Below are 13,051 nucleotides of genomic sequence, written 5' to 3' on the forward strand. Positions count from 1 at the left end.
CCGACGAGGTGCGTGCGGCCCAGCGCGCGCAGGTCGACGGGCGCCCCGCCGACCCCGCTCACGACCAGCCCCCGGCGGCCCGGACGGGCGGCAGGTGCCGCTCGACGAGGTCCGCCACGCGCGCGGCGGCGTCCGGGACGCCCACGCCGACCGCCGCGGCGCCCATGCGGGTGCGCGCCGCGACGGCGTCGGGCCCGTCGAGCAGGGGCAGCAGGTGCGCGCGCAGCCATGCCGCGTCGAGGCTCTCGTCGGGCACGAGCAGGCCGCCCCCGGCCGCGACCACCGGGGCCGCGTTGAGGCGCTGCTCGCCGTTGCCGACGGGCAGCGGCACGTAGACCGCCGGGATCCCGAGGGCGGCCAGCTCGCAGACGGTCCCGGCGCCGGCGCGCCCGAGCACGAGATCCGCGCAGGCGAGCGCGAGCTCCATCGCGTCGAGGTACTCGCGCACGACGTACCGCTCCGACCCGGGCAGGCCGGACACCGCCGCCAGGACGGGCGCGGACTTGCCGGCCCCGGTGAGGTGCACCACCTGCGCACCGGTCGCCAGGAGATCGGCGGCGGCCCCGGCGACAGCGGCGTTCACGCTCTGCGCGCCGAGGGACCCGCCGGTGACGAGCAGGGTGGGGCGGGCCGGGTCGAGCCCCAGCGCCGCGGCGGCGCGGGCGCGCGTGCCCGCCGCGTCGGCGGACCGGTCCGCCAGGAGCCGCGCGACCGCCGTCCGCAGCGGGAGCCCCGTGACGACCGCCCCCGGCAGCGCCGTGCCGGGGAAGGTCGTGGCGACCGCGGCGGCGCCCCGGGCGCCCACGCGGTTGGCCAGGCCGGGCCGGGCGTTCTGCTCGTGCACGACGACGGGCAGGCGCAGGCGCCGGGCGGCGAGGTAGGCCGGCGTCGCGACGTACCCGCCGAAGCCGACGACGACCTCGGCGCGGCTCCCGCGGGCGGCGTCCTCCGCCGCGCGCACCGCCGCGACCAGCCGCGCGGGCAGGCGCAGCAGGTCGACGGAGGGCCGGCGCGGCAGCGGCACGCGCGGCACGGGGACGAGCGGCAGCCCGTGCGCCGGCACGAGCCGCGCCTCGAGGCCCGCCGTCGTGCCGAGGACCGTCAGCACCACGCCCGGGTCGCGGCGGCGCAGCTCCTCGGCGACCGCCAGGAGCGGGTTGACGTGGCCGGCGGTCCCGCCGCCCGCCAGGAGGACGGACCGTGCGCGTGCCGCCGCGGGGGCCTCAGCCACGGACCCGGCCCACGACCGCGAGGCTGCGGCGCACGACGGAGGGACGGGCTGCCAGGGCCTCGGCGGCCCCGGGCTCGGTCCGCGCGAAGGCCAGCACGACCCCGATCGCCGCCATCGTCATGATGAGGGCGGAGCCGCCCGCCGACACGAGCGGCAGCGGCACGCCGATGACCGGCGCCAGTCCGACGACCACCGCGATGTTGACCAGGGCCTGCCCGACGATCCAGGCCATGACCGCGCCCGTCACCACCTGGGCGAACGGGTCGGGGTGCCGCCGCACGACGCGCAGCATGGCGACCGCCATCAGGCCGATGAGCACGAGGACGAGCACCGTCCCGACGAGCCCGAGCTCCTCGCCGAGGATCGCGAAGATGAAGTCGTTGTGCGCCTCGGGCAGGTAGGACCACTTCTCCCGGCTGCTGCCGAGGCCCACCCCGAGCAGCCCGCCCGTCGCGAGCCCGTAGCCGCCGTGCAGCGTCTGGTAGCAGGCGCCCGAGGTGTCGCAGGTGTCCGAGAGCCAGCTCGTGATCCGCTCGACGCGGTTGGCCGACGTCAGCGCCAGGGCCGCGGCGAGCCCGGCGCCGGCCAGCCCCGCGACCGCGAAGAACCGCAGCGGCAGCCCGGCGACGAAGAGCGCCCCTGCGACCAGCAGCAGCATGACGAGCGCCGTGCCCAGGTCGTGCCCGACGAGCACGACCCCGACCGCGACGGCGACGACGGGCACCACCGGCACGGCGGCGTGCCGCCAGTCCCCCAGCAGGTGCTGCTTGCGGGCGAGCACCGCGCCGAGCCACAGCGCGAGCGCGAGCTTGATGGCCTCCGACGGCTGCGCCGAGAAGCCGCCGACGCACACCCAGTTGAGGTTGCCGCCGGCCCCGCAGCCCAGCCCGGGGACGAAGACGAGGAGCTGGAAGACGACCGCGCCGGCGAGCGCCGGCCAGGCCAGGCGGCGCAGCAGCCGCACGGGCGCACGGGACAGGAGCACCAGCACCGGCAGGCCGAGCAGCGCGTACTGCAGCTGGGAGAGGAACCCGGCGTAGGGCGACCGCCCCGCGTCCACCGACTCGACGCTCGAGCTCGACAGCACCATGACGAGGCCGATGACGAGCAGCAGCCCGGCGGCCCCGGCCAGGAGGTAGGACGAGGCGACGGGGCTGTTCCAGTGCCCGATCAGCCCGCGGGCCCGCACGAGCGCGGGGGCACCCGACCCGGGGGGCAGCGCGGTCGCGCCGCGCTGCGGCCGGGCGTCGGTCGGGGCGCTCACCGGGATCCGGTCGGGCTGCTCGTGGGCACGCCGTCGGGGCCGTCGCCGTGCCCGTCGCCGTGCCCGTCGACGTGCCCGTCGACGAGGGCCCGCGCGGCGCGCGCGAAGGCCTCGCCCCGCTCGGCGTAGGAGCGGAACTGGTCCATCGACGCGCACGCGGGGGCCAGCAGGACGGTCACGGGGTCGTGCGCCCCGACGGCCGGCAGGGCCAGCCGCCGCGCCACGGACACGGCTCGGGTCATCACATCCCCAGTGTCACCGGCGTCGATCTCGACGACGGGCACCTGCGGCGCGTGTCGGGCCAACGCGTCCCGCAGCGGGGCGCGGTCCACGCCGATGAGCACGGCGGCGTGCACGCGGTCGGCACGGGCGCGGACGAGCTCGTCGAACGTCGCGCCCTTGGCCAGGCCGCCGGCGACCCATACGACGCTGCCCGGCTCGAAGGCCGCGAGGGACGCCGACGCCGCGTGCGCGTTGGTGGCCTTGGAGTCGTCGACCCACGCGATCCCCTCGCCGCGCGCGACCGTCTCGATGCGGTGGGCGCCCGGCGCGTACGCGCGCAGGCCGTCCCGCACCGCGACGGGCTCCACGCCGTGCGCCAGCGCGAGGGCCGCGGCGGCGAGCGCGTTCTGCACGACGTGCGGCGGCACGAGCCCGTCGGGGCCGGCCAGGTGGCGCAGGTCGTCGACGGTGCCGAGCTCGGCCGCGCCGTGCCGGTGCCGCAGGGGGGTGAACCCGCGGTCGACGAGGATGCCCTCGACGAGCCCCACCTGCCCGACGGTGGGCGCCGCGAGCGTGAAGCCGACCGCCAGCGCGCCCTCCACGACCTCGGCCTCCCGGACGAGGGCCTCCGTGCGCGGGTCGTCGACGTTGTAGACGCAGGCGACCTGGGTCCGGGCGTAGACCCGGCCCTTGTCGGCCGCGTAGGCGTCCATGCCGCCGTGCCAGTCGAGGTGGTCGGCGGCCACGTTGAGCACGGCCGCGGCCTGCGGCGAGGTGCTGTGCGTGCTGTGCAGCTGGAAGCTCGACAGCTCGACGGCCAGCACGTCGAGGTCGGGGTCGGTCACGGCCTCGACGACCGGCGTGCCGACGTTGCCGACCGCCGCCACGCGACGGCCGCCCGCCCGCAGCACCGACTCCAGCATGCCGACCGTCGTCGTCTTGCCGTTGGTGCCGGTGACCGCGAGCCAGGGCGCGGGCCCGCCGTCGGCGGCGCGGTCGACGCGCAGCCGCCAGGCCAGCTCCACCTCGCTCCAGACCGGGACGCCGGCGGCGGCGGCCGCGACCGGCAGCGGCGAGCGCGGCGGCCAGCCCGGCGAGACGAGCAGCAGCGCGGCGCCGTCGAGCCCGCCCGCGGCGACGAAGGCCGCCTCGTCGGCGGCGTCGGCCCCCGGGGCGCGGGCGTCGACGGTGACGACGTGGTGGCCGCGCCCGCGCAGGGCGCGCGCGGCGGCCGCGCCGGAGACGCCGAGACCGGCGACGACGACCCGGGCGCCCTCGGCCAGACCGGGGACGGGTGCGGTCGTCATCTAGGAGCTCACCACCCACTCGCCGTAGAACACGGCGACACCGGCGGCGACGAAGAGCCCCGCGATGATCCAGAACCGGATGACGATCGTGACCTCGCCCCACCCCGACAGCTCGAAGTGGTGGTGCAGCGGGGCCATCTTGAACACCCGCCGGCCCGTCATCTTGAAGAACCCGATCTGGATGACGTCGGACAGGACGACGAGGACGAAGAGCCCGCCGAGGATCGCGGCGAGGATCTCGGTGCGCGACAGGATCGAGATGCCCGCCAGCGCCCCGCCGAGCGCCAGGGACCCCGTGTCGCCCATGAAGATCCGTGCCGGGCTGGCGTTCCACCACAGGAAGCCGAAGCACGCGCCGGTGATCGCCGCGGCCACGGCGGCCAGGGCCAGCGGGTCACGGGCGTCGTAGCAGCGGGGGCCGGGCGCCAGGGTCTGGCACGTCTGGTTGAACTGCCAGATGCACACGATGACGTACGCGCCGAAGACGATGAGCGACGCCCCCGTCGCGAGCCCGTCGAGCCCGTCGGTGAGGTTGACGGCGTTGGACCACGCCGTGATGAGGAAGTTGGCCCACACGACGAAGAGCACGAGCCCGAGCGTCGCCCCGGCGAAGGCGAGGTCCAGGTCCGTGTCGCGCAGGAACGAGATCTCGGTGGAGCCGGGCGTCAGGCCCTCGGCGTTGGGGAACCGCAGGGCCAGCACCGCGAAGGAGATCCCGACGAACCCCTGCCCGACGATCTTCCACACCGCGCGCAGGCCGAGGCTGCGCTGCCGGGAGATCTTGATGTAGTCGTCGAGGAACCCGACGAGCCCGAGGCCCGTCATGAGGTACAGCAGGAGCAGCGCCGACACGGTCGGTGCCCGCCCGGTGCTCAGCACCGCCGCGAGCCACCCGACAAGGGTGGCGCCGATGATGACGACGCCGCCCATCGTCGGGGTCCCGCGCTTGGTGAAGTGGCCGGTCGGCCCGTCCTGGCGGATGAACTGGCCGTACTGCTTCTTGACGAGGAGGCGGATGAAGAGCGGCGTGCCGAGCAGCGCCACCACCATGGAGACCGCCCCGGCGATGAGGACGGCCTTCACGCGGTCTGCACCCCCTGGGTCAGGTGGTCCCCGAGCCGCCACAGGCCGGCGCCGTAGGAGGACTTCACGAGCACGACGTCACCCGGCCGCAGCTCCGCGTCGAGGAACGCGGCGGCGGCGTCGACGTCGTCGACCACCGCCACCTCCTCCCCCCACGAGCCCTCGTGCTGGGCGCCGTCGGCGATGCGGTGCGCGCCCTCCCCCACGACGACGAGGAGCTTGACGTTGAGCCGGACCGCGAGACGCCCGATGAGGTCGTGCGCCTCGCCCGCCTCGTCGCCGAGCTCGCGCATCTCCCCCAGCACGGCCACCGAGCGCCGGTCGCGGCCGGCGAGGACCGCCAGGGCCTTGAGCGCGGCGCGCATGGAGTCGGGGTTGGCGTTGTAGGAGTCGTCGACGACGGTTACGCCGTCGGGGCGCTCGACGACGTGCATGCGGTGCGGCGACAGCGCGTCCGCGAGCGACAGGCCGGTCGCGACCTCGTCGAGGTCCAGCCCGACGGCCAGCCCCGCGGCGGCCGCCGCCAGCGCGTTGTGCACGTGGTGCTCCCCGACGAGGCGCAGCCGCACGGGGGCCGAGCCGCCGCGGGCGGTGAGCGTGAACGAGGGGCGCCCCGCACGGTCGAGCTGCACGTCGACGGCCCGCACGTCGGCGGTGGGGGCGCTGCCGAACCACACGACGTCGCCCGGCGCGCGCTCGGCCATCGCCTGCACGCGCAGGTCGTCGACGTTGAGCACGGCCACCCCGCCGGGCGCCAGCCCGTCGACGATCTCCGCCTTCGCGCGCGCCACGGCCTCGATGCCGCCGAAGCCGCCGAGATGCGCCTGCCCGACGACGAGCACGACGGACACGTCCGGCGGCGCGATCCGCGTGAGGTACGTCAGGTGCCCGGGGCCGCTCGCGCCCATCTCGAGGACGAGGAACCGCGTCCGCTCGTCGGCCCGCAGCACCGTCAGCGGCAGCCCGATCTCGTTGTTGAACGACCGCACCGGCGCGACGGTCGGGCCCGCGGCGGAGCACAGCTGCGCCAGCAGGTCCTTCGTCGTCGTCTTGCCGACCGAGCCGGTCACCCCGATGACCCGCAGCCCCGCGCCGCCCGGCTCGACCGAGGCCTCGCGGAGCCGGCCGAGGACGTCACGGGCGAGCTCGCCGAGGGCCGCGACGGGGTCGTCGACCACGACGGCCGGCAGGGGCGACCCGTCGGGCCCCGCCAGCTCCCGCGCGGCCAGCACGAGGACCGCTCCCGCCGCGACGGCGGACGCCGCGTGGTCGTGCCCGTCCGCGTGCTCCCCGGCGATGGCGACGAACAGCGCCCCGGGGTCCACCTCGCGCGAGTCGCTCACCACCGGCCCGCTCACGACGGTCGCGGGGTCGACCGGCCCGGTCAGCCGCCCGCCCGTCGCGTCGGCCAGCTCGGCCGCGGTCAGCGCGATCACGCGGGCAGCCCCGCGGTCCCGGCCCGGTGGCGGCGCTGCGCCTCCAGGTACACGTCACGGTCGTTGTAGCGGTGGAACACCCCGGCGATCTCCTGGGTCGGTTCGTGGCCCTTGCCCGTCACGATGACGGTGTCGGGCTCGTGCGCCGCGGCGACGGCGTCGAGCAGGCCCTGGCGGCGGTCGGTGGCCTCGACCACGTCGTGCAGGTCGGGGCGCACGGACCGCACGCCCTCGAGGATGGCGGCCCGGATGGACGCGGGGTCCTCCGAGCGCGGGTTCTCGTCCGTGACGACGACGACGTCGGCCAGGCGGGCGGCGATCTCCCCCATGATCGGCCGCTTGCCCCGGTCGCGGTCGCCGTCGGAGCCGAGGACGAGCACGAGCCGCCCCGGCGTGATCGGCCGCACGGCCTCCAGCGCCAGCACCAGCGCGTCCGGGGTGTGGGCGTAGTCGACGAGGCACAGCGGCAGCCCGTCGCCGCGCTCGACGACGCGCTCCATCCGTCCGGGCACGGCGTGCGCGGCGCCGACGGCGGCGATCGCGGTGCCCAGCGGCACCCCGGCGGCGTGCGCGACGACGACGGCGAGGGCCGCGTTGGAGACGTTCACGAGCCCCGGCAGCGGGCTGGCCGCCTCGTGCGTCGTCCCGTCCGGGCCCCGCAGGGTGAACCGTGAGCCGACGCCGTCCAGCCCGACGTCGGCCGCGACCACGGCCCAGTCGGCCTCGTCGGCCCCCGGCGCCCCGACGTGCGTGGCGACGGTCTCGACCGGCACGGTCGCCTCCGTCGCCAGCCGCCGGCCCCAGTCGTCGTCGACGACGACCACCGCGCGGCGCGCGTGCGCCGGGGTGAACAGGGCCGCCTTGGCGGCGAAGTAGCCCTCCATGTCGCCGTGGAAGTCGAGGTGGTCGCGCTGGAGGTTGGTGAAGGCCGCCACGTCGGCGACGAACCCCTCGACGCGGCCCAGGGCCAGCGCGTGCGACGACACCTCCGTGGTGAGGGCGCCCGCGCCGCGCTCGAGCGCCAGCGCGCAGATCGCCTGCAGCACCGGCGCCTCGACCGTCGTGCGCGGGCTCTCGATGGACTCCTCGCCGATCCGCAGCTCCACCGTGCCGAGCACGGCGGTCACCGGGTGGACGGCCCGCAGGGCCGCGTCGACGAAGTAGCTCGTCGTCGTCTTGCCGTTCGTGCCCGTGACGCCGACGGTCACGAGCCGGTCCGCCGGGTGCCCGTGCAGCCAGGCGGCCACGGGCCCGGCCAGCGCGCGCGGGTCCGCCGCGAGCAGCACGGGCACCCGGTCCGCCAGCCCGGCGTCGGCCAGGTGGGACAGGCCCTCGTCGTCGGTGAGGACGGCGGCCGCACCGAGGTCGAGGGCCTGGGCGGCGAAGCGGGCCGCGTGCACGGTCAGGCCGCGGACGGCGACGAAGAGGTCGCCGGGAGCCACGTCGCCGGAGGCGACCGTCACGCCGCTGACCTGCACGTCCGCCGCCGGGGCTCCCGCCGCGGCGAGGCCGTGGGCGGCGGCGAGGTCGGTCACCCGGCGGGCCGTCGGGGCGTGCGGGCGCAGCCGACCCTGGGGGGACGTCATGGGGCGAGGCTACCCCGCGCCCGGCGGCCGGCCCGGTCCGCCGTGCCCGGGGACCCGGCCGCGGCCGCGGCCGTCGACGTGGCGTCCACCACGTCGCGCACCACGTCGCTCACCACGTCGCTCACCACGCTGCTCACCACGTCGTCGGGTACAGCGTCGGGGCCGTGCCGGAGGGCGCGACGCCGAGCTCCCCGAGGGCGTACCGCGTGACGTCCTGGAACACCGGCGCCGCCACCGTGCCACCCCACTCGGACGTGCGCGGGTTGTGCAGGATGACGCTCACGACGAGCCGCGGGTCGTCGACGGGCGCCACGCCGATGAAGGAGGCCGTGATGCCCTGCACGCCGTCGACCCAGTTCTGGGCGGTGCCGGTCTTGCCGGCGACGCGGTAGCCCTCGATGGCCGCGCTGCCACCCGTGCCGTCGTCGACGACGCTCTCGAGCATGCTGAGCACGGTCCCGGCCGTCTCCGCGGAGACGACCTGCGTGGAGGCCGCGGGGGCGGCCGGCGTGAAGGTCCCGTCCTCGTCCGTCGTGCCGGCGACGAGGTGCGGCGCCACCCGGACGCCGTCGTTGGCGATCGTCGCGAAGACGCTCGTCGCCTGCACCGCCGTGACGGAGAGCGCCTGGCCGAACAGGACCGCGTACTGGGAGCGGCCGTCCCACTCCTCGGCGGGCAGCAGCCGCCCGGCCGACTCCCCCGGCAGCTCGATCCCCGTGCGGGCGCCGAAGCCGAAGCGGCGCAGGTACTCCTCGCGCGTCGGCTCGCTCAGCCGCTGGCCGATCATGACGGTCCCGGTGTTCGACGACTCCGCGAGCACGCCCGTCGTCGTCAGTCGCTGCAGCTCGTGCTCGTGGGAGTCCTTGAAGGTCTGCCCGTTCTCCGTCGTGTACGTGTACGGGACCTCGTACTGGTCCGTCGGCGTCGTGATGCCCTGCTCGAGCGCGGCGGCCATCGTGACGACCTTGCCGGTCGACCCGGGCTCGAAGACGTCCGAGACCGACGGGGTCAGCGACCCCGTGCTGCCGCCGGGGCTGTTCGGGTCGATGCTGCCCGAGTCGGCGAGCGCCAGGACCGCGCCGGTCCGCGGGTCCATGACGACGACCGTGCCGCTGTCGGAACCCGTCGCGGCCACCTGCGCGTCGAGGGCCGCCTGGGCCTTCCACTGGATGTCGGAGACGATCGTCGTGCGCACCGACAGCCCGTCGCGCGCCGGGTCGCCCTCGCTGTAGCCGCCCGGGATGGCCTGCCCCATGCGGCCGCGCTCGTACTGCTCCCAGCCCGCCTCGCCCGTGAGCGTGCGGTCGAGCGCCGCCTCGAGGCCCGCCACGCCCTGGTCGGACGAGTTGACGAAGCCCACGACGTTCCCGGCCAGCGTGCCGTTGGGGTACACGCGGTCGGGCACCATGTCGACGCCGATGCCCGGCAGCCCCAGGGACCGGATCTCGCGGGCGATCTCGGGCAGCACGTCCTTCTGCAGCACCTTGTAGCCCGCCTCGCCGACGAGCCGCCCGCCGAGCTCGGCCACGTCGGCGTCGAGCAGCGGCGCGAGGAGCTGCGCCACGCCCGCCGCGCCCTCGGGCGCCTCGTCGGAGCCGCGGAACTCGGCGACCTGGTGCTGGTTGACCCACACGACGTAGCGCTCGACGGAGGTCGCCAGCGCGACGCCGTCCGCGTCGGTGATCTGGCCGCGGGTGCCGAGCACCTCGGTCCGCGTCGTCAGCCGCGAGGCCAGCGCCTCCTCCGCACGCGCCGGCCCGACGACGACCTGCACCCACACGAGGCGGCCCGCGAAGACGGCCAGGAGCGCCAGGACGAGGACCGTGAGGAACGCGGTGCGTCCCCGGGCGTCGGCGGCGACCGGGCCCAGCGCGCCGGGACGGCGGCCGCCGCGCCCGCCCGCGCCGCCACCTCCTCCGCCGGCGCCGGCGCGGGCGGGACGGGCGTTGCCGGCGCCGGACGCCGGACGGCGGTTGGTGCCGACGACGCCGGGCCGGACGGCCGTGGACGTCGTGGCGCCCCTGGTGGCGGTGGCGCTGGTCGTGGTGGCGCTGGTGGTGGTGGCGCGGGCGGCGCCGCCAGGGGTGGCGGTCGCCCCCGGGGCGCGCCGAGCCGGACGCGGCGTCGTCGTCGTCATCCCGCTGCCCCCGGCCGGCCCTGGACGGTGCCGTCGGACAGGCGGATCCACCCCGTGCCGTCGGCGGGGACCATGCCGAGCGCCGTCGCCGCCCGTGCGAGCGAGCCCGGCGCCGAGCGCTCGTCGAGCTCGGCCTGCAGGTCCTTGCGGTCCTGCTCGAGCTGGCCGAGCGTGCTGGAGAGCTCGTACTTCGCGTACGCGCCGCCGGCCATGGTGGTGTTGAGCAGCAGCGCGGTCAGCAGGGCGGCGCCCAGCACGGCCATGCAGAGCAGCACGAAGGGGACCCGCGTGCGGGCCTGCAGCGGGGCGCGCACCAGGCGCAGCCGCGGCGCGGGCGCGGTCGACGGCGCGCCCGCGCGACGGGGGGACGGGGCTGCCCCGGGTGCGGCTGAGGCTGCGGATGACGGTGCGGCTGACGGCACGGGGGCCGTGCGGTGACGGTCGGGGCCGACGGCCCGGGCGGCGCTCGCGCTCATGCCACGCTCCTCGATCGCTGCTGGGGGGACGGTGCCGGTCGGACGGGTCCGGGGGTGGACGTGGGTGTGTCGGCGGGGCTCCGCAGGCGGGCCGGGCGGCCCGGTCCCCCGCGACGCGCCGGGCGCGACCCGCGGGGCGCCGCGTCGCCCGCCGCGGCGGGGCGCCGGTGCGCGGGCGTCGGGCGCGTCCGCTCCGCCGCGCGCAGCCGCACGGACTGCGCGCGCGGGTTGCGGGCGAGCTCGGCCTCGTCGGCCTCCTCCGCGCCGCGGGTGAGCAGGCGCAGGTAGGGCGCGTCGTCGGCGGTCTCGACCGGCATGCCCGGTGGGGCCGACGACGTGGCGCCGGCGGCCAGCGCGCGCTTGACGATGCGGTCCTCGAGGGACTGATACGCCTCCACGACGATGCGGCCGCCGACCGCCAGGACGTCCACGGCGGCCGGGACGGCCCGTCCGAGCACCTCGAGCTCGCCGTTCACCTCGATGCGCAGCGCCTGGAAGGTCCGCTTGGCCGGGTGGCCGCCCGTCGCGCGCGCCGCGGCCGGGATGGCGGCCCGGACGATCTCCACCAGCTCCTCCGTGCGCTCCAGCGGCCGGCGCGCCCGCGCGGCGACGACCGACCGAGCGATCCGCGGCGCGAAGCGCTCCTCGCCCCAGTCGCGCAGCACGCGCACGAGCTCGCGCTCGTCGTAGGTGTTGAGCACGTCGGCGGCGGTCGGGCCCGTCGTGGGGTCCATCCGCATGTCGAGCGGGGCGTCTCGGGCGTAGGAGAAGCCGCGGTCGACCTCGTCGAGCTGCAGCGAGGACACGCCGAGGTCCATGAGCACGCCGTCGACGGCCGGCAGGCCGAGGTCGTCGAGGACCGCGCGCATCTCGTCGTACACCGCGTGGACGCCGACGAACCGGTCGCCGAACGGCGCGAGCCGCCGGCCCGCGAGCGCGAGCGCCTGCGGGTCGCGGTCGAGGCCGACGACGCGCACGTGCGGCAGCGCCCGCAGCACGCCCTCCGTGTGGCCGCCCATCCCGAGCGTCGCGTCGACGAGGACCGCGCCCGACGCGGCCAGCGCGGGGGCGAGCAGCTCCACGCACCGGTCGAGCAGCACCGGGACGTGCCGCGCCGCGGCGTCGTCCACGGGCTCGGTCATCGGTCCTCCTGGCCGGTCGCTCGCGGTCGTGGGGCGGGTGGTGCTCGGTACGGGGTCGTGCGTCATGGCGATGTGTCGAGCTCGTCGTGCGTCGTGCTCGGTCGCGCCCGTCGTGCGGGTGGGCCTGCCGGGGTGGCAGGCCGGACGGCCCTCCACCGTCCGGCCAGATCCCCCTCCGAACCCCCTGCCGCCGGGGAAGTGCGGCAGCGGGATCGGGGGGAGGTCTCGTCGGACGACGGCGTCGCCGGTCGTGCGGGTGGTGCTGGTCGTAGCGGTCGTGCTGGTCGTGCGGGTCAGGGCACCTCGCCCGGGAAGCCCTCCTCGACCGCCTCGGCGTAGCCCGCCTCCTTCTCGGCCAGGTAGGCCTCCCACGAGGGGAGGTCCCAGATCTCGACGCGGTTGCCCGTGCCGATGACGGCGACCTCCCGGTCCAGCCCGGCGTAGCGGCGCAGCACCGGCGGGATCGAGAGGCGGCCCTGCTTGTCGGGCAGCTCGTCGCTGGCCCCGGAGAGGAACACCCGCAGGTAGTCCCGGCTCGAGCGGTTGAGCAACGGGTTGCGGCTCAGCGCGTCGTGGATGCGGTGGAACTCGGCCGGCGGCAGCAGGTACAGGCAGCGCTCCTGCCCCCGCGTCATGACGAGCCCCGCCGCGAGCCGGGCCCGGAACTTCGCCGGGAGGATGAGCCGGCCCTTGTCGTCGAGCCGTGGGGTGTACGTGCCGAGGAAGGGCACGACGCCGCTGAGCACGCCGCTCGACGCATCGTCCACACCCCGCCTCCCCCTCCGGACCGCCGGCGACCCCACACCGCTCCCGTGCGCCCCACCGTACTCCACATCCATCCACCGCACACCCCTGCCTTCCCCGACCGTTCTCGTGCAGGGTGCGTCGTCGCAGGACAGAGCGGTGGTGCGGAGTGGAGCGACACGACGTGTCATCAGCGGACGACGGCGCCGCCGACGGTGTCCGACGACGCCACAGCGCGCGACCGGCACTGCGCGGCCCGCCTCGTGCGGCCCGCCCCAGTGCGCGGTGGAGGGACGTGGAGGGCGCCGGCGCCCCCGACCGGGACGCCGGTGGAGGGAGAGGGAGGGAGCCGGCGGGCCCCGCGCCGCGATGTCGGTGGAGGGAGAGGGAGGGGCGCGGCGGGCCCCGGCCCCGCAACCACCA

11 protein-coding genes are annotated in these 13,051 nt (G+C 76.8%); all 11 read right to left on the bottom strand.

Features of this window, described 5'->3' with window-relative positions:
* Nucleotides 1–58: 58 nt before the first annotated feature.
* The 11 genes from murG to mraZ all read right to left on the bottom strand — a co-directional run bounded on the left by murG (nucleotide 59) and on the right by mraZ (nucleotide 12,615).
* Nucleotides 59–1,231, bottom strand: a complete 1,173-nt coding sequence (gene murG, locus AC2TDM_RS10525; RefSeq protein ID WP_484634573.1) for an undecaprenyldiphospho-muramoylpentapeptide beta-N-acetylglucosaminyltransferase — start codon at nucleotides 1,229–1,231, stop codon at nucleotides 59–61.
* Complete coding sequence (ftsW, locus tag AC2TDM_RS10530; protein WP_090030277.1) at nucleotides 1,224–2,495, bottom strand: putative lipid II flippase FtsW; 1,272 nt, start codon at nucleotides 2,493–2,495, stop codon at nucleotides 1,224–1,226. Before ftsW ends, murG begins: the two co-directional genes overlap by 8 nt.
* Entirely contained in the window at nucleotides 2,492–4,024 is a 1,533-nt protein-coding gene (gene murD / locus AC2TDM_RS10535; RefSeq protein WP_484634574.1) for a UDP-N-acetylmuramoyl-L-alanine--D-glutamate ligase, read from the bottom strand. The genes ftsW and murD overlap by 4 nt, the downstream gene beginning before the upstream one ends.
* Nucleotides 4,025–5,107: a phospho-N-acetylmuramoyl-pentapeptide-transferase gene (mraY, locus tag AC2TDM_RS10540; RefSeq protein WP_484634575.1), complete on the bottom strand. Its 1,083-nt coding sequence runs from the start codon at nucleotides 5,105–5,107 to the stop codon at nucleotides 4,025–4,027. It abuts the gene before it with no gap.
* Nucleotides 5,104–6,543, bottom strand: a complete 1,440-nt coding sequence (locus AC2TDM_RS10545; RefSeq protein WP_484634576.1) for a UDP-N-acetylmuramoyl-tripeptide--D-alanyl-D-alanine ligase — start codon at nucleotides 6,541–6,543, stop codon at nucleotides 5,104–5,106. Before AC2TDM_RS10545 ends, mraY begins: the two co-directional genes overlap by 4 nt.
* The gene (locus AC2TDM_RS10550) at nucleotides 6,540–8,129 is read right to left on the bottom strand and encodes a UDP-N-acetylmuramoyl-L-alanyl-D-glutamate--2,6-diaminopimelate ligase (protein ID WP_090030269.1); all 1,590 of its coding nucleotides are present in this window, start codon (nucleotides 8,127–8,129) and stop codon (nucleotides 6,540–6,542) included. The genes AC2TDM_RS10545 and AC2TDM_RS10550 overlap by 4 nt, the downstream gene beginning before the upstream one ends.
* Nucleotides 8,126–8,266, bottom strand: a complete 141-nt coding sequence (locus AC2TDM_RS10555) for a hypothetical protein (protein WP_484634577.1) — start codon at nucleotides 8,264–8,266, stop codon at nucleotides 8,126–8,128. The genes AC2TDM_RS10550 and AC2TDM_RS10555 overlap by 4 nt, the downstream gene beginning before the upstream one ends.
* Nucleotides 8,263–10,266 (bottom strand): peptidoglycan D,D-transpeptidase FtsI family protein, encoded by a 2,004-nt coding sequence (locus AC2TDM_RS10560; protein ID WP_484634578.1) that lies wholly within the window; start codon nucleotides 10,264–10,266, stop codon nucleotides 8,263–8,265. The genes AC2TDM_RS10555 and AC2TDM_RS10560 overlap by 4 nt, the downstream gene beginning before the upstream one ends.
* A complete protein-coding gene (ftsL, locus tag AC2TDM_RS10565; protein WP_239078636.1) occupies nucleotides 10,263–10,580 on the bottom strand; it encodes a cell division protein FtsL in 318 nt (105 codons plus the stop codon). Before ftsL ends, AC2TDM_RS10560 begins: the two co-directional genes overlap by 4 nt.
* Before the next feature lie 158 nt (nucleotides 10,581–10,738).
* Complete coding sequence (rsmH, locus tag AC2TDM_RS10570) at nucleotides 10,739–11,884, bottom strand: 16S rRNA (cytosine(1402)-N(4))-methyltransferase RsmH (RefSeq protein WP_484634579.1); 1,146 nt, start codon at nucleotides 11,882–11,884, stop codon at nucleotides 10,739–10,741.
* A 293-nt stretch (nucleotides 11,885–12,177) separates the two neighbouring features.
* Entirely contained in the window at nucleotides 12,178–12,615 is a 438-nt protein-coding gene (mraZ, locus tag AC2TDM_RS10575) for a division/cell wall cluster transcriptional repressor MraZ (RefSeq protein WP_373308390.1), read from the bottom strand.
* Between the last annotated feature and the right edge of the window lie 436 nt (nucleotides 12,616–13,051).

Source organism: Cellulomonas sp. plas2, from assembly GCF_057221735.1.